Source organism: Neobacillus niacini (assembly GCF_048572935.1).
GTDB classification, from domain to species: Bacteria; Bacillota; Bacilli; order Bacillales; family Cytobacillaceae; genus Neobacillus; species Neobacillus niacini.
The window spans coordinates 4,035,165-4,055,653 of the sequence record NZ_CP183883.1; the positions used below are offsets into that span (position 1 = coordinate 4,035,165).

A 20,489-nucleotide genomic window follows, 5' to 3' on the forward strand; every position below is an offset into this window, starting at 1 on the left:
TAGTACTATATTACCTTTTTTCACCTTCTTTATTATTGTATACTATTACTTTATTTACCATATCAAACAGGAGCGCGAATATGAAGAAAATAAAGAATAACGTTGTTGATCCATTTGATGAAGTTCTTTTGGCAGCTACTAAGGATCACATGAAGCGATATCATTTTTATAAGGCCTTTTTAGAATTGGAGTTAGTGGTACTAGGAAATGTTACAAGTGATCAAGGCGATTCTGTCCTGAACTTAAAATACATAGAAGTGAAAAATGAGATGGTTCTCCCTGTTTATTCAAGCTGGCAAAAATTCGATTCTATTTTTCAATCAAACTATACATATGTAAAAATCAAGACTAGGGAGCTTTTACAATTGGTTGAACCACATACTGCTTGGGTGTTAAATCCAGGATTCGACTTAAGTAAGAAAATCATTCCTGAGGAGCTTGAAACATTACGCGACGGCAGAATTTTTGATTACTTTTTTAATCAATTAACCCCTGCCCTAAAGCAGCAGCTCTTAGCTGAACAGATAGTAGATATACCCAAGACAGCAGTAGATTTGATATCTGAATGCCTTCGAACCTACCCTTCTATAAGCAGGGCCTATCTTACAAACATTTATAATCCTATGACCGGAGAGCGTCCTTTTTCTTTCATTGGACTGGAAGTAGATGAACATGTAAACGAAACTTCTGCAGAACTGCTGGCAAAGATTTTTCAATCTGTTAAGAAAATTGCGCCTGAACGAATTGAACTTGCGATACTGGATCAAAGCCTTCCACTCACTCAATCAATCGTCAGTCATATCGCCCCCTTCTATGAGCGATCGTCTGTAGATGATTTACATTCCATGTTTCACTAACACTTTAGAAAGGAGGGTTTCTACCTTGTCAAAGATTGATATTAAAGTAAGCAATGTTCAATCCACCAATTCAGGATTGAAGACCATTTCCGCTGATTTGTCTGATTCTAAGAACCGGTTATCTTTATTGCGCAGCACCATTGATTCTAAAATAACCCAACAGCAGAACATCGGTTTACGTTTGAACCAAAGTGTTACATCTTTACAAGACCTGGAAAGTCGAATCAATGCATTGTATCATTTTATTGATGACTCCATGGATCGATATGTGAAGGCTGATCATAAAGCAAGTACGCTTACATTTTCTGAAAAGAAGAAATCCATCTGGGATCATATTACAGATGGTTGGGATTTAATCGCTGACGTTTCAAAAGGATTTGTTACAGGTATGGTTGATGCGGTAGTCGCGACAGTGGAAGGTCTTTGGAATGTGATTACCCATCCAATTGAAACCTTTAATGGTCTTGTATATGTCGTTCAGCACCCTGTTGAAACCGCCAAATCAATATGGGAATCGATTAAAAATTCATGGAATCATGATGTTGTCAATGGAGATGCCGAAAGCCGGTCCAATTGGTTTGGGCGCGCTTTTGGAGAAGTTGCCCTTGCCGTTGTCGGTACAAAAGGCGTCGATAAAGCGGTAAAATTAACGAAGGGTGTAAAGGTAGTGGAAGAAGCTGGCGGGGTTAGAGTGGTTGATGGTATAGAGGGTGTTTTGAAAAAAACAAACTGTTCCCCGACCGAATTAAATACTTATTTACAAAAGATAGATAAAGATCTTGCAGAAAAATATGTAGAAACCGGACAGTGGCCTGAACATATTCAGGTGCCGAAAGACCCTAGTGTATTAAATCCTGATGGCTCTATTAATTGGGATGAGGTTCCGAAGGGAGGCTACGTACTTGATAAAAACGGAAATGCAGTCAAGGAAACTCATATTCCGGATCAAGGAGAAGTTGTGGACCGATACGGGCCTGCAAATGGCCGATATACTTCACCCGTTATAGATGGGAAACCGTATAATTATGATCAGCGGTCCTTGCCATATGTCGAGGATCCTTCAAAATATCATCAGTATAAAATCACGGGAGATTTCAATGACATTGAATCTTATGTGAACCAGACGCCAGACCCTGTCCTTAGGGAAAAGGTAACCACACTCATGGATGCATATGACCTAACTTATGATGATTTAAAAATTCAAAAAGGTGATATTGCTCCAGGATTTGGTTCAACCGGCGGCGGGATTCAGTATGAAATGCCCTTACCAGTAGATTTATTGGAAGGTTTAGGGTTAATAGAAAAAATAAAATAAGGTGATATTGCTCCAGGATTTGGTTCAACCGGCGGCGGGATTCAGTATGAAATGCCCTTACCAGTAGATTTATTGGAAGGTTTAGGGTTAATAGAAAAAATAAAATAAGGTGTGATACCATTGACAAGAGAGAATGCTTTAGAAATTATCCAAAATGAGAAATTACAGAATTTAAATTGGTTCGATGACCATACCATTAAACCAAATGAAGTTGGCATTAGCAAAAAAGCAGATAAATGGAAAGTCTATACTTCAGACGAGCGGGCAAATCCGATCTCAGAGAAAGAATTTCAAACTGAAGGTGAAGCATTAGAAAATTTTATTAAACGATTAAGAGCGTTGAATAAATTTCAAAATCTCTAGGGATGAAAGTAATTAATTTATAAGGACTAACCCGATTGGTTAGTCCTTTACCTTTCCAACCCTGTTCTCTACGCAATAAATAGGCAACTACTGACTAACTTCATTTAGAATTATTTTACTATTATGGGCACGGGTTTTTTCATCACCTAAGTAAAAAAGCATTGTATAGATTAATAGTATTCGTTGGCCTATTTTGAGGCTGATGATGATTTTTAAGATAGGGAATGTGTGATCGGAAATAACTTTCCCAATCTGTTTCATCATTACGATTTGGATTTAGTATATTATGGAGGAGTCTCATTGGCGAGGTTTAATGATTTTTTAGTTTATAAATTTCTCTAGAATGCTCTGAAATCATTTGATCATAATATTCGAGGTCATGTTTTGTTGCCATTTTTTCCTTAATTTCTTTAACTTCCTCAAAGACGGAATCTAGTTTTTTTTCAATAGAGGTCACTTTTCCGTTTATTTCGGTAACTTTTTCATTTGTTTGAGTCATTTTCTCGTCCAATTCGGTACCTTTTTCATTTGTTTGTGTAATTCTTTCGTCCATTTCGGCAATTTTGCCGTCCATTTTAGTGATTTTGACATCTATTTCGGTAATTTTCCTGTTCATTCCACTAATTTTTTCGTCCATTTCGGTAATTTTTACATTTGATACTGCAACAGCATTTATTAATTGATGCAATAAATCACCCTGTCTTTTTTGTTCAGCTAAAATTAAATTAAGCGTATTTTCCACTTTTCCTCACCTCTTTCTATTATTTGTTTTAGTATAGCAGATTTATGTTGAGAATTGTCGATAAAATGGATTGATGTGTTGAAACACGAATTTACCACCACTTTCAATCTTTTAAACATTCTTTTTTTAAAAAAATAGGACCTCCCAAATGAGAAGTCCTAAATTGTTAAATCCTTGTTTCCTAATTTTCTATCCGTTTAACGTGAAGCTTTTGGCGGTTCGCATACGTCGCATTTCCGTTGATTGTTATTTTTGAATTTCGTAAAGGTTTTTTCAAAGTTGCTGCCACACGAACATTTAAATTGTAATTTTTGAGAAAAACCTTGGTATTCCGTCGTTAGCAACTTACTTTCCGAGTTGTTCTCAACAAATTCTTTAATTTTACCAATCGTCCATCGCTTATTCATTCCCAGACACCTCCATATTTTATCCTAGCGGAGGCTTTTTTTGGCTCCCGACAATTCCGAGTAACAGTCATCATTACCCTAAGTTCTACATTATAACATGAGCTGATAAAGAATTATACAAATGGAATAACAGATTCAGCTTTTATATCGGTGCTTCCACTGCACGGTTATGGTTTTGCATTTTTGAAAATAAAGTACCGTACTTTTTATGTACTCGTAGCAATGCTTGGTCCCTACTAATAGAAAGCCAAGCACATTTTACGCGGCAATTGAATTTTTTTGTTTTTATACCTTTTCGTGCCCACACAATCACAATCGCAACGATTAAGGTGAATCCTACAAGACTGGCGCCAAAACCGAGTAAGCCGGTAACAACGACTGCTGGCTTAAATGATTTACTTTCTGGTTTAATGAAACGAACGGTAAAGGAATAGAACATTCCAACAGCTGTGTTGAACATCATACCAAGAAGGGCGATCTCCATCAGCACGCCGGGGTGAATCTGGTTAGCAAGCTCTAGTGTTGGCATTGTTTTAGCTTTTATTGAAGATTTCAAGTGGAAGGAAAATCATGTTCAAATGAAAATAACCCGAAAAACAACATATATAATGATGTTTTTCGGGTTATTCCATTGCTTATACTAGTCATGTGCCATAAAATGATTTAGTGACAAGACAATGATAAAGAGGTAAATAATGAATTTAAATTCACTTTCTAAAAAGAAGTTACGTATTACTTCCGTACAAATGCTCGTTCTGTTTTATTTTGCTGCGGTGATCCTTTCAACGATATTACTGCTTATGCCTATCACATTAAAGGATGGAGCCGAATTAACACAATTAGATGCTTTGTTTATCTCTGCAAGTGCTGTAAGTGTTACAGGACTATCGACTGTATCATTAACAGAAATACTCAGTGTTCCGGGTACGTTTATTTTTGCATTTATATTACAATTTGGCGGAATCGGCGTGATGACGCTTGGAACCTTTATTTGGCTTTTGTTGGGTAAAAAAATTGGCTTAAGGGAAAGAAAATTAATCATGACGGATCAGAATCAATATAATCTCTCAGGATTGGTTATATTAATGCGTCATATTCTTCTCATCATGATTGTGATTGAGTTAATAGGGACGTTTATTTTAGGATTATATTTTTTAAACTATTTCCCTACATGGGAAGAAGCGTTTCTCCAAGGCTTTTTCGCTTCTATCAGTGCAACAACGAATGCAGGCTTTGATATTACAGGTGAATCATTAGTACCTTTTGCTAATGATTACTTCATTCAAACAATTAATATCCTTTTAATGATTTTTGGCTCCATCGGCTTTCCAGTCCTTATAGAAATAAAGGAATATTTTATGAAGCAGCAGAAAAAGTCCTTCAGGTTTTCCCTTTTTACAAAGTTAACCACCTTTACTTTTTTTGCCTTAATCATAGTCGGGGCTCTATGTATTTATATCTTTGAATCCCATCATTTCTTTGCTGAAAAATCCTGGCACCAATCTTTATTCTATTCGCTCTTTCAATCCGTTACAACACGTAACGGTGGTTTAGCAACAATGGATATGAATGAATTTTCTACGCCAACGCTTTTGGTTCTATCAGCACTCATGTTTATTGGTGCGTCTCCCAGTAGTGTGGGTGGAGGGATTCGAACAACTACTTTTGCCATCATGTTATTAGCTATCTATAGCTACGCAGGAGGAAAAAGCAGTATTAAAGTTTTTAAGAAAGAGATTGATCCTCAAGATGTGACGAAAGCTTTTGTTGTCATTACAACTGCTGCCATGATCTGTGGAATCGCAGTTGCCATTTTGACCTTTATAGAACCGAAAATGAATTTACTCCAGCTCTTCTTTGAAGTGTGTTCAGCGTTTGGTACGACAGGGCTTTCTATGGGAATCACGGCAGATTTAAGTATTGGCGGAAAAATCGTCATTATTCTACTAATGTTCATCGGACGTATCGGTATATTCTCCTTCCTCTTCCTATTAAGGGGCGAAACTAAAGAAGAGAACTACCATTACCCTAAAGAAAGAGTCATAATTGGATAGGTAACTCAGCGTCTGTAAATACGCTTGTTTTACCATATTTTTATATTTATAAATTAAATAGCCTAGCTCGCTTGCTAGGCTATTGTTTTTTTATCATTAACTTATTTGACCACACTCGTAACACGCTTGTATACATTTTGCACAAGCATCAATTAGCTGAAAGTTCACTTTCTATAACCCACTTATGATTTTTTACTATTGGTCCTCCAGTAGTCGGGAAATAATCAATCATATAAACTGTTGTGTGCACTGCTGAATTAATAGTTGCTTTTGCCCCCATCATACCTTCCATGTGGTTTGCTTCTAAGATTACCACTGTACCAGGTTTTAAGGTTTTAGGACCAGCATTTTTAATTTCTTCGTGAATCACCCATTTATGATTTTTTACGATGGGTCCTCCAGTAGTCGGAGTGTAGGTAACAACATATGCTGTCGTATCATAAGCACCTACAATGGTTGCTTTAGCACCATACATCCCCTTCATGTGGTGAGCTTTAACAACTACTGAACTACCAACTTTAAAAGTTGGATTTTTTGCTTCTTTTAAACCTTTAGGGACTTCAGCAGTACCAGAATGCATGTCGCCCATTTTTATTATCTTATAGTCCGTATTCATACTTATATCGGAACTATTTGTATTACTACTACTCGTCCATGCAGATAAAATCAACACGAATAGTAGCATTAAAATCGAAGTTGCAAATTTTTCAATTTTCATCATGACCTCCCAATCACTTGTATCAACAGCAGTCTACAAACAGTATACATTTACATTATTTCCTCCTTCTTTTTTAATTATTTGTGATTGTTTAACGTTAATAAGTCAGATGGGATTAGCTCTGACAATACAGCCACTAAACTGTCCCTTTCGCAGAACAAGGTCTTGATTTCGTAAACCGTCCGCTAAATTCATTTTTGTATAGTTTAACTAAAATTGGAAACTTTAAAAAAAGAATACTTTTAAAAGAGGTGATATTGTGAATTTTATTTGGTACTCTTTTATTTTAATTTTGGCGGGTATTCTCCTACTAAGAATTGCTGGAAGGAAATCTATCTCTCAAATGACGTTAGCACAAACCGTTGTGATGATTTCAATCGGTACAATTATTGTTCAACCGATTGTGGAAAAAAGTGTTGTAAAAGCTATAGTAGCTGCTACCATTTTTGTTATTTCTCTCCTCATCCTAGAATACATCGAACTAAAGTCCAATGCCTTCGAAAAATTTATTACCGGCAAATCCAAGATTGTTATTAATAATGGTACATTAGATATTCAAAACTTAAAAAAATTACGTTTAACCGTTGACCAGTTGGAAATGAGATTACGTAATAAAGGGATTTCTAACATACAAGATGTCAAGACAGCAACTATTGAACCTAACGGTCTATTAGGTTATGAGCTGCAAGAAGATGCAAAACCTCTAACAATAGGAGAATTTAAGAGGCTGATGAATACATATTTCCCTGTAGTGCCAACTGATGTAGCAACACAAAATAAAACAAGTCATAAACCAGATATATTTCAAGAAATCAATGAAAAACAACAAAATCCAAACTATCTTCAATAAAGGTATTTCATCCATCCTAAGGATTGATTCGATGGATTCTAATGTTTCAAGTAATCCAGTCATTATCCTATACAAAAAACACTCACAAATATTGATGATTCAACATTTGTGAGTGTTTTTTTGTGAACCATGAGAACCGTCCTTCGGTACTTGGTCTCTATAAAAGAAACCAAGCATTTTAAAAAAGTTTACGCAGCAATCGCTGATTTTTGACCTTTACCTTTTCGTGCCCATGCGATTATAACCGGTATAATTAAAGCAAATCCTAAGTAGCCCATTGTTGAGTAAACAACAATAATGATTTAGTAATCCACCGGTGATACCAAAATTATCATGAAACACCAAGAAATTTAAGATGAAGGTCTTCTCTATCTTTAAAGTCCTCTGAAGTATCAGCATAAACGATTTGTCCGTTGTCGATTACATATACATAATCAGTTAGTTCGATTGTAAATTTTAAATTTTGCTCAGCTAGCAAGACTGCTACTTCCATTTGGCTTATCATATTTTTTATCACATCTTTTAATTCTTGAACAATAATTGGCGCAATCCCTTCTGTGGGTTCATCGAGCAAAATTAATTTTGGCCTCCCAACAACACTTCTTGCGATTGATAAGATTTGTTGTTCACCACCAGATAGCTCAGAACCTTTTCTATGTCTTAAATCTCTTAACAGCTGAAAGTTATTCCAAACCTCTTCGAGTTTTAAAGGAGTTCGTACTTTTTTTATCGCATTAGCTGCTATCATAATATTCTCTTCAACTGTTAAATCTTTATAAATTCTCCTATCCTCTGGAACATAACCAATCCCCATCCGAACTCTTTTATGTGTTTTCTCTTTTGTAATAGGCTGACCACAATAGCTGATGTCTCCAACCGATTTTGGCATTAATCCCATTATACTTTTCATCATCGAACTTTTCCCTGCTCCATTCCTTCCTATTAATGCAACCCCTTGGCCCTGGTTGACCTGAAGAGAAACATTATGAAGGACATGACTCGAACCATAATAGGAATTTAAATTATTTATAGTTAACATATGGCACCACCTTTTATTTACCTAGATAAATTTCTATTACCCTAGGATGGCCTTTTATTACCTCCGGAACATCTGTTGTTACAATTTCTCCTCTGTTTAGAACAGTAATTCTATCTGCTAGAGAAAAAACAACACTCATATCATGCTCAGTTATCACTACCGTCAAGCTACGAGAAATATGGATTTTCTTGATTAATTGAATAGCACCCTCTGTTTCTTCAGGAGACATTCCCGCTGTTGGCTCATCAAGTAGCAGCAGCGTTGGCTCCAAAGCAATTGCCATTGCTAACTCTAGCCGTTTTTTATCACCGTGAGACAGTTCAGATATTAAGCGATCCTGTGTACCGCTTAAACCAACCTCTTCTAGCATTTCTTTAATTTTTTCCTCATATTTCTTTAAGGGTGATAAAAAGCCCTTCAAAGTGTATTTCTTTTTATTAATTTTATCCTTGGACATCAGTGCAACAAGAATGTTCTCTGCGACAGAAAGATTGTTGTATACATTCGGAACCTGGAAGCAGCGACTGATACCATTTCTCCCAGCATAATCCAAACCTTTTCCATTCATATTCATTCCATTGAATGTGACTGATCCTTTATGTGCATGTAAATCCCCATTCATGACTCCAAAAAGGGTGCTTTTCCCGGCTCCATTCGGACCGATAATGGCATGAATTTCACCTTCAGTAATCATTAAATTTATATCCTGTAGAACTTTTACTCCAGGATAATCCTTATATACTCCTTCGAGCTGTAGAGTCCCCATGCTTCCCTACTCCTTTCAACTCTCCTATTTCTCCTATACTTTTATTTCGCCTTGTTTTCCTTACTATTGCCGTTAAACGTTTGCTCACCCCAATCACTCCATCAGGGAAGACTAAAACTGTCAATAAAAGAATGATTCCTAGATACATATTTGAAGCACCAGAGTTGAGTGTGATCACATGGAAAATTTCGAAAGTGATTGCACCCACTACAGGACCCCAAAAACTATTAATACCACCAATAAGGACAATAATGAGTGGTAATGCTGATTGTGTCCATGCGAGAGTTTCGGGTGTTATTATCCCTTCAAGCGGAGATAACAGGGAACCCGCTACTCCTCCAAAGAATCCTGAAATACCAAAAGCAACCATTTGATAGCGTTTCACATGTATCCCTAAGGCAGAGGTTCTTACCGAATTTTCTCTTATGGAACGTAAAAAATGACCAAGAGATGAGTTCGTTAAATAAAATAGAATGCCCATCGACAGGATGACAGTAATTAAAATTACAAAATAATAGTTTTCTGGTCTCGATATATCAAATTCCCACCCAAATATGTTTAGTGGCTTTGCTAATATACCAGGGATTCCATCCTGTCCTCCTAAAGCAGGTGTACGATAAATGATTAGATAAACTACTTGTGCCAAAGATAGCGTTAGCATCGCAAAATATATTCCAGTTGATTTTAAGCTTAAATAACCAATGACTTGAGAAATGATAACTGCAATAACACCAGCCAACAAGATTGCTATATATATAGAATAGCCTTTTTGAATGAAGAAAGCAGAAGCGTAGGCTCCAATACCATAGAAAGCAGCATGTCCTAGTGAAAACATTCCAGCTGTTCTAGCTATAAATTGAAAGCTTGCTGCAAATAGTATAAGGATTAACAATTCACTTAATCGAAAAGTGAAAGCGTTGTTCATGACATATGGAACTAGAAGAAATAGCAAGAGGATAAAAAATAATAGAAGCCTTGTTTTCCACATATTATCACGCCTTTCCCAATAACCCTTGTGGTCTAATCATTAATATGATTGCCATGACAATATAGAACGTTATTCCTGTTAAGACAGGTACATAGAAGCCTAAAAATGAATCTAATACGCCAATTAGAACTGCTGCTATAAGTGCTCCATTAATATTTCCAAGTCCCCCCACTACAACGACTACAAAGGCTTGAATTACTAAATTCACTCCCATGTTTGGCAACAGGGCAACCGTAGGAGCCAAGAGACCTCCTGCAAATGCAGCTAAAAAGATCCCGATAATAAATACAACTGTAAACAATGCTGGAACATTCACTCCAAGGGAATTCGTCATCGTTTGATCAGCTGCAGCAGCTCGGATTATTTTACCTAAGTTCGTACGGTTCATCATAAACCAAAGAAGTATCATAACAAATAATCCAATAACGCAGATTAAGATAGAAAAGAGCGGAACTGATATCCCTACGATGGAAATAGTCGTATTTAAACTGGCAGGTAGTGGTAGTGATAAAGGAGAGGAACCCCAGTACTTTTCAACCCCACCTTCAATCATTAACAAAATCGCATAGGTGGCTAACACCATATAAAATTCATCAGCTTTATACATCTTTCTCAGAACAAAGACTTCCATGGCCCATCCAATTAGGGCAATGATGATACTGGAGACGAAAATAAATAAAAATAGTCCTGTTACCGTTTCAAACTTACCAACAAAAAAGAACATCGTTAGGTAGCTTCCTAACATAACGAAAGAGCCATGCGCGAAATTGATTACATGCAAAACACCATAAATGAGCGTTAATCCTGCAGCAATCATAAATAATACAGCAGCTTGTGTTAACCCGTTAACTAGTGGTAGCAGTACCACATCCATCGTTTTTCGCTCCTTTTTAGTAAAAGAAACGAGAGAGAGTCTCTCTCGTTCAATTCATCATTTTTTTAAAGGTGCCATTACTTCCGAACCTGGAACAATTTCTATTTCGGCAATTTTCCAGCCTTTATCACTGTTATCTGGTTCAATTTTCAACCAAACGATATCTTTGATCGCCTGATGGTCTTCTTTTCTAAATTCTCTCGTTCCCGTAACGGAATCAAACTTCATGCCTTCGAGTGTTTTGATTAACGTTTTTGTTTCAAGTGATTTCGCTTTTTCTATCGCTTCCTTATAGGCAAAGAGAGAGACATAGGTTTCAGAGTTATAACCATTTGGTTCGACTTTGTACTTTTCCTTAAATTTCTCGACAAACTTTTTATTCAATTCATTATCATAGGCTTCCGGATGGTAGTGAACACCCGACCATTCTGGATGCATATCCTTCCCTAATGCAGAGGAGATATCACCTTCGTTAGAATTAAGAACAAAGAGATCTAATTGATTAAAGAAGTCATAAGGAGCTGCCTGCTTCGACATCGTAATCGCATCTCCTGAATAAAGAGCACTAAACACGGCCTGTGGTTTAGCAGCTAGGACACTAGCAATCTCATTCTTAAAGTCAGTGGCTCCAAACTTTGGCCATGATTCCTTGACTACTTCATATTTCGGATTAATTTTCTTCATTTGATTATTGAACGCATCCCACGATGCATGCCCATAAGCATAATCAGGTGAAAAGTTTGCCCACTTTGTAAGCTCAGGGTTTTTCTTATAAAATAAATTTGCCGCGGATGTGTTTCTCATATAGGCATTATCACTTATCCGAAACACATTTGGACTAAAGTTCTCTCCTGTGATTGCGTCATCTCCAGCAGCAGCAATCATAATCAAGGCGTCCTCCTGTTCTAATACCGGAGGCAATGCAAGTGCTACACCACTACTTACTACACCAGTAAAAATCTTAACGCCTTCCTGAGTCAAATCACGAACTGCCTGGATCCCATCTTTTGGATTTCCTTTTGTATCCTTGCTTAGTAACTCGACCTGCTGACCGTTGATTCCACCTTCTTCATTGATGATTTCAACTGCTAATTCTGCCCCTTTTAACATATCTTGACCGACGCCGCCTACGGCACCACTTAATGCACCGATAAATCCTATTTTTATCGCTTCTTTCTGATCCCCCTCAGATTTTTTTCCTTTGGAGTTGGTGGATGATTGATTACTACTACAGCCTGTCAGAACTAAAGCAAATATTAAAAATAATAGTATAAATGTTTTTTTATTTCCCAATAATTTCATAAATCTACCCCCTGCATAGTAATTAATACTCGTTAGATTGTCTTGAATACTGGTTTTCTCTTTTCAATTACTGCCCTTACTGCCTCTTTCGATTCCTCAAACCCTGATAATTCACACGTAAATTGCTGCTCAAATTCATAGCCGCTCTTCAAGTCCATATATTCACAACCATTTAAGCTTTTTCTAGCCATCCTAATCGCATTTGGACTCTTACTCGCAATCTTTTGTGCCCACTTCAAACTTACTCGTAACAAATCCTCTTGAGGGGTGATCTCTGTGATGGCACCATATTTACTAATTTCCTGTACTGAAACGGCCTCTCCCGTAAAATACATTCTACGCATGACCATTTCGGGTACGATTCTCGCTCCAAACTTCGCTCCTCCTAACACCCCTACATTGATTTCAGGGAGAGCAAATTTTGCATTTTCTGATGCAATGATTACATCACAGCTGGCAGCAAGCGCAAATCCTGTCCCTAGGGCAGCCCCATTGACCGCTGCAATCACAGGGATGTCACAGTCATAAATCGCCCAGAAGGCTTCACGTACTTCCATCATTCTGTCCACACCATTTTCAGGAGTCATACTAACAAATTCATGTAAGTCATTTCCTGCACAAAATACTTTTCCTTCAGCGGTAAGGATCGCTACATTCGCTTCATTTTTGTTTTTTCCAAGGCTCGTAAATACTTCCTTTATTTCCTTATACATTTCTTGACTTACTGCATTTACAGGTCCTCTATTTAAAGTAATAATGGCGATTTTGTTTTCAATCGAAACATTTAAAAATTGATAATTCATTTTCATTTCCCCTTTCATTACCATGAAGTTTGTCCTCCATCCACTGCAATCACCTGTCCGGTAACATAATTAGCAGCTGGTGAAGCTAAAAAAACAATCACACCTTCTAAATCCTGCTCTTCACCAACTCGTTTGGCCGGTATTAGATCCTCTATGATTTTTGTCTGCGTTTCTATCAATCTAGCTGTCATCTTAGTCTTGAAAATTCCTGGAGCAATTGCATTAACACAGACCCCTTTATCTGCCCACTTAACTGCCAGTTCCTTTGTTAATAAAATCAAGCCGCCTTTTGAAACTCCATATGCTGTTGTTTTTATGGGTCGACGCATTCCCCGAAAACCGGCAACAGATGCGATATTAATTATCTTACCGCCACCATTTTCCACCATTATTTTCCCAACTGCTTGTGCACAATAAAATGCACCGGAGAGATTGGTATCGATTATTTTTTGCCAATGTCTTTCTTCTAGTAACAAGGGATCGTCCTCAGCAATTCGTCCAGCATTGTTTACTAGGATGGTAATCTTCCCAAACTCCTCTTTGATTCTATTAACACTTTTTTCCACTTCCTGTTTGTTGCTAATGTCGCAAACCAGGCTAAAACATTGAATATTTTCTTTCTCCAATGAATGCCTTGCTTCTTGCAATTTTTGTTCATTTCGTCCACATATCGCTACCCTTGCACCATTCTTTCCAAGCGCAGTAGCCATCATAAAACCAAGCCCACTCGACCCACCGGTTACAAAAGCCACTTGTCCATCTAAGTCAAACAAATGGGTTGGCATTTATATACTTGCTCCCGATAGTTCAAGCTCCAGTAAATGATTCCTTCTTAAATCAATGCTCGTATGTTGAGGGCAATCATTTATTTGTTCAATACCCAATGCATTTCGGTAAAAATGTTGCATATCATATTCCATCATAAATCCGTAACCGCCTGCCATTTGAACAGAAGCGGTGGCACAGTTTTTATATACTTTTGTAGAATACTTTAAACAAAGAATGGAAGATTCTAAAGTACGCCCATAGGTCAACTCCCAGCCCAGCTGTCTAGTAAAAAGGAGCGCAGCGTCACACATAGTTTGCAGATCAGCTGCCCAATGACTTAATGCTTGAAAGCTGCTTATTGGTTTCCCAAATTGTTCTCTCGTACTCATGTAATCGATTGCTAGATCCAATGAACTCTGGGCGGCACCAGACATATAGGAAGCAATGAAAAGTCGACCGACTGCCCGAGGTTTCTGAAGGAACTTTTCTGATTCTCCAACATCACATAATCGATAGTGATCTGGAATAACAATATTTTCTAAATTTACTCGTGCAACGGGTCTATTATCTATGAAATCAAGTGGAACGGTATTTACTTTCTCTTTCGGTAAATAAAATAATGTTCCTGAGGCTGAACAGATAAAGCTATCTGCTTCTGAACCGAAGGAAATAACCTCTGCCGTACCATGTAGGCTCCAGTTTTCGTGATTCTCTTTTTCTGCTATAATATGGTTGTCAGCATCAATGAAGGAGATTATTTTCTGGCCGGAGATAATCTTCTCCACTTCTTTTTTCCAACTTGAGGTTTCTTGACTTGCTAAAACCGAACCCGCCATCACTACCGTCTCATAATAGGGAGAATGTGTTAAGCTTTTCCCTAGCTCTAGTCCCGCAATCTGGATTAATTCATAGTCTTGACCAAATCCACCTAATTCCTCTGGTATTCCTAAACTTAATACGCCCAAATCAGCTAAACTCTTCCAAACATCTTTTGAATGACTGTTTTTTTCAACCTCAGTATTTTCCAAAAGCTTTCTCAATGATTGTTGAAACATTTCTTGCTCTTTGTTTAAATTAAAGTCCAAATACTACCACTCCCTTCTATTTTTTACTAGATAAATTCAATTTCCTTTTTGCTATAATCTCTCTTTGTATCTGTGATGTACCAGCTACAATGGTACTCATTGCTGCAGAACGATAATTCTCTTCAAACAATCCATTCCATACATTGTGTAAACTTCTATGTGTAAGAAGCGTGTTTTTACCGATTACTTCGATCGCTGTGTTACATACTTTCTTTAGCAACTCTGTTGAATATAATTTAGCCATGGATGCTTCCGAATTTGGGACCTTGCCTTCTGCCTGCATTAATGGAACTCGGTAAGCTATTAACCGGGCAGCCTTCACTTCTGCCAGTAACTCATTTAATCTCTCAGAAACCCAATGCTGCGGTTCTAAACAAGCTGGTTTTTCTTTATTTAAGAACTTAATCGTTTCGTCCAATATCCTTCGAGCTTTCCCCACATAAACGAGACCTGATCTTTCAATATCTAATGCGAGCGCTAGACCTTTCCAGCCTTCATTTTCGTTACCAATTCGATCCGATTCATCTATGATGACATTTTCAAAATATACGGTATTAACCCTATAACCGCCTAACGTCCACAATGGACCCACTTCAATTCCTTTTGTTTTCATATCAACGATAAAGAGGGAAATTCCCTTATGTTTCGGTGCATTTACATCTGTTCGGGCAGCTAAAATACAATAGTCGGCAATATGAGCATTCGTTGTGAAAATTTTCTGACCATTAATCACATACTTATCGCCTTCCTTAACTGCCCTTGTTTTAAGCGAAGCGAGATCCGAACCTGATCCTGGTTCCGTATATCCCATGCAAAATTGAATATTCCCTTCAATCACACCTGTTACAAACTCTCGTTTTTGTTCTTCATTTCCTAATAACAGAATGGAATGTGTCAGGATATTATTTATTTCATTCGACATCATCGGCGCCATGTAATAGGCTGTTTCTTCCCTAAAAATCCCCATCTCAATTTGCTTTTTCCCTAAGCCTCCATATTCCGTTGGAAAATCCAACCCGATCCAGCCCTTTTCGGCCAGCTTTTTATAGAAACTAGGTGAATGTTCATCTCCTTTCGCATAAATTTCTTCGATTATTTCTGGAGTTACCTCTTTTTCACAGAACTCTCGAACCTCATCCCTAAATGCAAGCTGTTCGTCTGTAAAAGCAAAATTCATTTTAAACCTCCTATTATTTCCTTTATTTGGTTTCGCAGTAAATATTTTTGAATTTTACCACTGGCTGTTTTAGGTAATTCCGAGACTATTTCTAGTCTTTCAGGATATTTTTGCTTTGCAATTTCCTTTGTCTCTAAATAGAGAATCATTTCATCCCAGTCCCAGGTAAACCCATCATGAACCACTACAAATGCACAGGATTTTTCAACAAGGATAGGATCTGGCATTCCAACAATCACAACTTCCTTGACGGCGGGATGTTCATACAGGATATCTTCTATTTCTTTGACACTAATTTTTTCTCCACCACGGTTAATGATGTCCTTAATTCTTCCGGTAATATAGATGTAACCCTCATCATCCATATGGGCCAAATCTCCTGTTTTAAACCACCCATCTTCTGTAAAGCTATCCTGGTTAAGAGAATGATCGAGATAACCTAAAAACATTTCAGGTCCTCTCCATTGAACTTCTCCCTGTTGACCTGGCGCGCATATTTCTCCGCTTTCATTCACAATGCGACCTTCTGTTGGGTGCATCCATCTGCCATCTGATGCACATCTTTTCTCTGGACGATCGTGTATGTTCGTGCAGGTAGCGGAAGGAAGCTCAGTGGCACCATATTGACGGACAACAGTGCATTTTAATTCGATTGATGCCTTCTCAATCAAGTTGGGGGGCATATCAGCACCTCCGCAGCAAATATATCGGAGAGACGATAAATCATATTTGTGTCTCTTAGTTGAAGACAATATCCCCTGTAGGAAAGGTGTGGCAAAAATCATAAAGCTGCAACGATGTTTTGCAATCGATTCAACCGCATAATTTGCATCCCATTGGTCTTGAAGGACCACCTTTTTACCTAATAAAAATGGCATATTTAAACCACAAAGGATCCCGGTAATATGAGTAATGGGTGAAGGATTAAAGATTACATCCCTTTCATTTAAGTTAAACCAGTCGATCATGTATTGTGTATCATAAAGAATGGTATTATGGTTATGAAGAGCCCCTTTTGGGTTCGCTGTCGTTCCTGAGGTATATAATAGAAGTAATAAATCATTTGCTTTTGGAGGTTCTATTGTTAGTAGATTCACTTTATTTTCCCAATCTGTTTCCATAAAGGATTGGAAACTAGTAAAAGAAGAAGTTTCTTTTCCTAGTACAATTGTGGTGATGGGTTGTGATAGGTCGGATGTGATTTTTTCATACATGGTTACATAATCATGATTTCGATACATATCTGGAATAAAAATTACTTTTGATTTTGCTTGGTTCAATATAAACCGTAATTCCTTCCCTCTATAAATAGGGATAATTGGATTTGCTATCGCACCAAGTCGTGCGATTCCGTGATAGATATAAAAAGCTTCTACAATATTGGGAAGCTGGAAAGAGACAACATCTCCGCGCCTTACACCTAAATGATAAAGTCCAGCCGCACATCTTAACGATTGATCCTCAATCTCTTTATAGGTTGCGGAACGTTGTTCGTCTACGACCGCAATTTCATTCGGGTAAAGTTTTGCACATTTTTCGACATATTCAGATACAATCCTGTTCTTCCAATGTCCGTCCGTCACATATCTTTCCGTTAATTCCTTATCTAGTAATCTACCCTTCACCTATTTTCCTCCTCTATTTATTTTAACCATCATGACAGAACTTTATTGTCTAGCAGACCTTCCTCCATCTACCGGTATGATACACCCCGATAAATAGGATGAATCTTCGGACGCAAGAAACAAGATTGTTTTTCCAATGTCTTCAGGTAAGCCTACTCTTCCTAATGGAGTGCTAGGATACCCCACTTTTTCTTGTGCCTTTTCGGTTAGAGGAGTTTTGATAGAACCGGGGCAAATCACGTTTACCCGAATCTGATGTTTGCCATACTCTATTGCCATCGACTTCGTAAGAGAAATAATGCCACCCTTACTCGCTGTATAGGCATCCATGTTTTTCCAACCTCTAAGTCCAGCCATAGACGCTATATTTATAATCGATCCTCCATTATTTTCAACCATATAGGGTATGGCAAATTTGGAACATAAATAGACACTTTTAAGATTAATAGATATAATTTTTTCCCATATTTCCTCTTCAAGATGAACGACGTCCGAATCCTTATCTGGCCACCAGACCCCAGCGTTATTGCATAAAACATCTAGTTTTCCAAATCTCTCTTTAGTTTCTGTCATAAGTCCTTGGACATCAGAGGATTTCGATACGTCTCCGATGATAGCGGTTACATTTGCTCCCAGATTTAATAATTCTTCACTTACTTCTCTTAACTTCGCTTCGTTAATATCATTGACGACAAGCGTAGCATTTTTTTCTGCAAAAAGAGCTGCTGTTCTTCTTCCAATACCTGAAGCAGCCCCAGTAATAACCACCACTTTATCCCTCATTTTTATTCGCTCCTTACTTATTTGGAGTTATGGCGATTCCATGTTTAATAAATGACATCACTTCTTCCACCATATCTTCTGTTACTTCGCGGTTTTCCCATAATACCCATTTCATCCCCAGGTAATCTGTCATACCCATAAAGATATAAACAAGCATTTCAGGATCTAATTCCCGTATCTCTCCCTTTTCCTTCGCTTCTGTTAGTCCTTCAATATAGCCCTTTGTAAAGGTCTCGAAGTAATTTCGATGAAGCTGTTCGTCGACAAATTCTGCTTGACGGAATAATCGAAAGAGATAGCGGTGTTGGTTTAAGAACCTAAAGAATACTTCGAAACCCTTTTTTTCAAGTTCAAGTCGATCTTTAATGCCTTGAGTTGCTATCTTAATTTCCATTCTCAGTTGTTTTTGCATTCCCATAACAAGCTCTCGAAAAATATCCTCTTTCGATTGAAAATATGTATAAAATGTTCCTTGGGAAACCTTTGCCTTTTTTGTCAAATCAGTGATTCCTGCTTGAAAAAAACCCATTTCACCGAAAACCTCTTCAGCTGCCATAAGTAATTTAAGCTTGGTCTTAGTTCCACGATCCGTTTTGGGGATTGAACTTTGAGAAAATGTGTATTCACTCATTCCTGCACAACCTTTTTTATAAACTTGAAAGTTGAATCACCTTTCAAGTTTATAGTAAGTTATATTTAATTAATTGTCAATATATTCTTAATAATCAAAATCTACTTTTTATACATATTTAAATCCATTGAAAGGATTTCAGATGGTGCTTCCACTGCAAGGTTGTTATGCCATTTTTTAAAAAAGTAAAGGTACTTTATTAGGACAATTGCAACCATTATAGACAAAAATACTTGGTCTCTATATAAAAGAAACCAAGCATTTTAAAAAATTTTTACGCAGCAATCGCTGATTTTTGTCCTTTACCTTTTCGTGCCCATGCGATCACAATCGCCATAATTAAGGCGAATCCTAAGTAGCCCATCGTTGAATAAACTTTCCCAACCAATGTGGTGAATCCAACAAGACTAGCACCAAAACCAAGCAAGCCTGTAACAACGACCGCTGGCCTAAATGATTTACTTTCTGGTTTAATGAATCGAACGGTAAAGGAATAGAACATTCCCACCGCTGTGTTGTACATCATGCCAAGAAGGGCAATTGCCATCAACACGCCAACTGCCGGGTGAATCTGGTTAGCCAGTTCAAGTGTCGGCATCGCAACACCACTTACAACATCGATTTTCACAAACATCGCAATATGAATTAATATAATTAAGGCACCTAGCATGATACCGCCAAGTATTCCTCCCATACCTGCTACTTTCTTGTCTTTAATAGTTCCACCCATCACAATCAATAAAGCTGCACCCGCTGCGATATTATACGAAACATAGAGGAGTGCACCTACAAACCAATTGGATGCTCCTGACGCTTGTTCTTTTGCTAATGCATCTGCTTCAGCAATGGATAGGTCCATGGTAAAAATAGAATAAAGTAAAATGACAAAGATGATAGCCATTAAGTAAGGTGTCACCATAGCAATTAGATTGATAATATTTTTAACATTTAACAATAACGTTAAGATGGTGGCGGCTACCATGATGATGCTTCCGATCATTGGACTAATGCCGAACATCTGCTCAAATGTCGAACCTGAGCCAGCGAACATAACAACTGCTACACCAAATAAGAAGAACGTAATAAGGATGTCAAAAATAAATCCAATATAACGCCCGCCTAAATAATAAATAACACCTTTATGTGATGCTGTTTGTAAATCTGCCCCCAGCTGTGCCAGCGTGTAACCTAAAAATACGAAGAATAAAGTAGCAATCACGCCGCCTACTGTTCCCCAAATGCCAAAGCTTGTAAAATACTGCATGATTTCTTGTCCAGAAGCAAAGCCGGCTCCAACGATCAGTCCGACGAAAGCTCCACCAATTTGTAAGCTTTTCTTCAC

At 37.6% G+C, this 20,489-nt stretch carries 22 protein-coding genes; 5 read left to right on the plus strand and 17 right to left on the minus strand.

Annotated elements, in window-relative coordinates; genetic code table 11:
* Window positions 1-80: 80 nt before the first annotated feature.
* The 3 genes from ACN6MT_RS19920 (at window position 81) to ACN6MT_RS19930 (ending at window position 2,535) form a co-directional block, all read left to right on the plus strand.
* On the plus strand, window positions 81-857 hold the full coding sequence (locus ACN6MT_RS19920) for an enhanced serine sensitivity protein SseB C-terminal domain-containing protein (RefSeq protein ID WP_419887687.1): 777 nt from the start codon (window positions 81-83) through the stop codon (window positions 855-857).
* A 25-nt stretch (window positions 858-882) separates the two neighbouring features.
* Window positions 883-2,172 carry a glycohydrolase toxin TNT-related protein gene (locus ACN6MT_RS19925; RefSeq protein ID WP_419887688.1) on the plus strand — a complete coding sequence of 430 codons (1,290 nt, stop codon included), beginning with the start codon at window positions 883-885 and terminating at the stop codon, window positions 2,170-2,172.
* A 120-nt stretch (window positions 2,173-2,292) separates the two neighbouring features.
* Window positions 2,293-2,535: an Imm59 family immunity protein gene (locus ACN6MT_RS19930; protein WP_419887689.1), complete on the plus strand. Its 243-nt coding sequence runs from the start codon at window positions 2,293-2,295 to the stop codon at window positions 2,533-2,535.
* A gap of 310 nt (window positions 2,536-2,845) precedes the next feature.
* On the opposite strand, the gene ACN6MT_RS19935 is transcribed toward ACN6MT_RS19930, so the two are convergent.
* The 3 genes from ACN6MT_RS19935 to ACN6MT_RS19945 all read right to left on the minus strand — a co-directional run bounded on the left by ACN6MT_RS19935 (window position 2,846) and on the right by ACN6MT_RS19945 (window position 4,213).
* On the minus strand, window positions 2,846-3,277 hold the full coding sequence (locus ACN6MT_RS19935) for a hypothetical protein (RefSeq protein WP_419887690.1): 432 nt from the start codon (window positions 3,275-3,277) through the stop codon (window positions 2,846-2,848).
* Between the two features lie 197 nt (window positions 3,278-3,474).
* Window positions 3,475-3,684 (minus strand): hypothetical protein, encoded by a 210-nt coding sequence (locus ACN6MT_RS19940; RefSeq protein ID WP_063252690.1) that lies wholly within the window; start codon window positions 3,682-3,684, stop codon window positions 3,475-3,477.
* 142 nt (window positions 3,685-3,826) lie between these two features.
* A complete protein-coding gene (locus ACN6MT_RS19945) occupies window positions 3,827-4,213 on the minus strand; it encodes a hypothetical protein (protein WP_419887691.1) in 387 nt (128 codons plus the stop codon).
* Window positions 4,214-4,379: 166 nt separating this feature from the next.
* Between ACN6MT_RS19945 and ACN6MT_RS19950 the strand changes: the two genes are divergently transcribed.
* Window positions 4,380-5,738 (plus strand): TrkH family potassium uptake protein, encoded by a 1,359-nt coding sequence (locus ACN6MT_RS19950; protein ID WP_419887692.1) that lies wholly within the window; start codon window positions 4,380-4,382, stop codon window positions 5,736-5,738.
* A gap of 148 nt (window positions 5,739-5,886) precedes the next feature.
* Here ACN6MT_RS19950 and ACN6MT_RS19955 read toward each other — a convergent pair whose 3' ends face one another.
* Complete coding sequence (locus tag ACN6MT_RS19955) at window positions 5,887-6,456, minus strand: YdhK family protein (protein WP_419956492.1); 570 nt, start codon at window positions 6,454-6,456, stop codon at window positions 5,887-5,889.
* A 259-nt stretch (window positions 6,457-6,715) separates the two neighbouring features.
* Here ACN6MT_RS19955 and ACN6MT_RS19960 point away from each other — a divergent pair, with 259 nt between their 5' ends.
* On the plus strand, window positions 6,716-7,306 hold the full coding sequence (locus tag ACN6MT_RS19960) for a DUF421 domain-containing protein (protein ID WP_419887693.1): 591 nt from the start codon (window positions 6,716-6,718) through the stop codon (window positions 7,304-7,306).
* Window positions 7,307-7,637: 331 nt separating this feature from the next.
* On the opposite strand, the gene ACN6MT_RS19965 is transcribed toward ACN6MT_RS19960, so the two are convergent.
* From ACN6MT_RS19965 to ACN6MT_RS20025, 13 genes are all read right to left on the minus strand, one after another.
* Window positions 7,638-8,345 carry an ABC transporter ATP-binding protein gene (locus tag ACN6MT_RS19965; RefSeq protein ID WP_419887694.1) on the minus strand — a complete coding sequence of 236 codons (708 nt, stop codon included), beginning with the start codon at window positions 8,343-8,345 and terminating at the stop codon, window positions 7,638-7,640.
* Between the two features lie 13 nt (window positions 8,346-8,358).
* A complete protein-coding gene (locus ACN6MT_RS19970) occupies window positions 8,359-9,111 on the minus strand; it encodes an ABC transporter ATP-binding protein (protein ID WP_419887695.1) in 753 nt (250 codons plus the stop codon).
* Window positions 9,080-10,099 carry a branched-chain amino acid ABC transporter permease gene (locus ACN6MT_RS19975; RefSeq protein WP_419887696.1) on the minus strand — a complete coding sequence of 340 codons (1,020 nt, stop codon included), beginning with the start codon at window positions 10,097-10,099 and terminating at the stop codon, window positions 9,080-9,082. Before ACN6MT_RS19975 ends, ACN6MT_RS19970 begins: the two co-directional genes overlap by 32 nt.
* 4 nt (window positions 10,100-10,103) lie before the next feature.
* Window positions 10,104-10,973: a branched-chain amino acid ABC transporter permease gene (locus ACN6MT_RS19980; protein ID WP_419887697.1), complete on the minus strand. Its 870-nt coding sequence runs from the start codon at window positions 10,971-10,973 to the stop codon at window positions 10,104-10,106.
* Between the two features lie 57 nt (window positions 10,974-11,030).
* Window positions 11,031-12,275, minus strand: a complete 1,245-nt coding sequence (locus ACN6MT_RS19985; protein ID WP_419887698.1) for an ABC transporter substrate-binding protein — start codon at window positions 12,273-12,275, stop codon at window positions 11,031-11,033.
* Between the two features lie 32 nt (window positions 12,276-12,307).
* Window positions 12,308-13,102, minus strand: coding sequence for an enoyl-CoA hydratase-related protein (locus tag ACN6MT_RS19990; protein ID WP_419887699.1), 795 nt, complete (start codon window positions 13,100-13,102; stop codon window positions 12,308-12,310).
* Window positions 13,096-13,863, minus strand: a complete 768-nt coding sequence (locus ACN6MT_RS19995) for an SDR family NAD(P)-dependent oxidoreductase (RefSeq protein ID WP_419887700.1) — start codon at window positions 13,861-13,863, stop codon at window positions 13,096-13,098. The genes ACN6MT_RS19990 and ACN6MT_RS19995 overlap by 7 nt, the downstream gene beginning before the upstream one ends.
* Window positions 13,864-14,931, minus strand: coding sequence for an acyl-CoA dehydrogenase family protein (locus ACN6MT_RS20000; protein ID WP_419887701.1), 1,068 nt, complete (start codon window positions 14,929-14,931; stop codon window positions 13,864-13,866). It lies immediately after the preceding gene.
* A 16-nt stretch (window positions 14,932-14,947) separates the two neighbouring features.
* On the minus strand, window positions 14,948-16,108 hold the full coding sequence (locus ACN6MT_RS20005; protein WP_419887702.1) for an acyl-CoA dehydrogenase family protein: 1,161 nt from the start codon (window positions 16,106-16,108) through the stop codon (window positions 14,948-14,950).
* A complete protein-coding gene (locus ACN6MT_RS20010) occupies window positions 16,105-17,733 on the minus strand; it encodes an AMP-binding protein (protein ID WP_419887703.1) in 1,629 nt (542 codons plus the stop codon). Before ACN6MT_RS20010 ends, ACN6MT_RS20005 begins: the two co-directional genes overlap by 4 nt.
* Window positions 17,734-17,775: 42 nt before the next feature.
* Window positions 17,776-18,516, minus strand: a complete 741-nt coding sequence (locus tag ACN6MT_RS20015; protein WP_419887704.1) for an SDR family NAD(P)-dependent oxidoreductase — start codon at window positions 18,514-18,516, stop codon at window positions 17,776-17,778.
* Between the two features lie 13 nt (window positions 18,517-18,529).
* Window positions 18,530-19,147, minus strand: a complete 618-nt coding sequence (locus ACN6MT_RS20020; protein WP_419887705.1) for a TetR/AcrR family transcriptional regulator — start codon at window positions 19,145-19,147, stop codon at window positions 18,530-18,532.
* Window positions 19,148-19,421: 274 nt separating this feature from the next.
* Entirely contained in the window at window positions 19,422-20,489 is a 1,068-nt protein-coding gene (locus ACN6MT_RS20025; protein WP_419956493.1) for a hypothetical protein, read from the minus strand.

Coding starts and splice junctions, on each gene's coding strand:
- ACN6MT_RS19920 (WP_419887687.1), top strand. CDS start 81: ATGAAGAAAATAAAGAATAACGTTGTTGATCCATTTGATGAAGTTCTT.
- ACN6MT_RS19940 (WP_063252690.1), bottom strand. CDS start 3,684: ATGAATAAGCGATGGACGATTGGTAAAATTAAAGAATTTGTTGAGAAC.
- ACN6MT_RS19945 (WP_419887691.1), bottom strand. CDS start 4,213: ATGCCAACACTAGAGCTTGCTAACCAGATTCACCCCGGCGTGCTGATG.
- ACN6MT_RS19950 (WP_419887692.1), top strand. CDS start 4,380: ATGAATTTAAATTCACTTTCTAAAAAGAAGTTACGTATTACTTCCGTA.
- ACN6MT_RS19955 (WP_419956492.1), bottom strand. CDS start 6,456: ATGAAAATTGAAAAATTTGCAACTTCGATTTTAATGCTACTATTCGTG.
- ACN6MT_RS19965 (WP_419887694.1), bottom strand. CDS start 8,345: ATGTTAACTATAAATAATTTAAATTCCTATTATGGTTCGAGTCATGTC.
- ACN6MT_RS19970 (WP_419887695.1), bottom strand. CDS start 9,111: ATGGGGACTCTACAGCTCGAAGGAGTATATAAGGATTATCCTGGAGTA.
- ACN6MT_RS19975 (WP_419887696.1), bottom strand. CDS start 10,099: ATGTGGAAAACAAGGCTTCTATTATTTTTTATCCTCTTGCTATTTCTT.
- ACN6MT_RS19980 (WP_419887697.1), bottom strand. CDS start 10,973: ATGGATGTGGTACTGCTACCACTAGTTAACGGGTTAACACAAGCTGCT.
- ACN6MT_RS19985 (WP_419887698.1), bottom strand. CDS start 12,275: ATGAAATTATTGGGAAATAAAAAAACATTTATACTATTATTTTTAATA.
- ACN6MT_RS19990 (WP_419887699.1), bottom strand. CDS start 13,102: ATGGTAATGAAAGGGGAAATGAAAATGAATTATCAATTTTTAAATGTT.
- ACN6MT_RS19995 (WP_419887700.1), bottom strand. CDS start 13,863: ATGCCAACCCATTTGTTTGACTTAGATGGACAAGTGGCTTTTGTAACC.
- ACN6MT_RS20005 (WP_419887702.1), bottom strand. CDS start 16,108: ATGAATTTTGCTTTTACAGACGAACAGCTTGCATTTAGGGATGAGGTT.
- ACN6MT_RS20015 (WP_419887704.1), bottom strand. CDS start 18,516: ATGAGGGATAAAGTGGTGGTTATTACTGGGGCTGCTTCAGGTATTGGA.
- ACN6MT_RS20020 (WP_419887705.1), bottom strand. CDS start 19,147: ATGAGTGAATACACATTTTCTCAAAGTTCAATCCCCAAAACGGATCGT.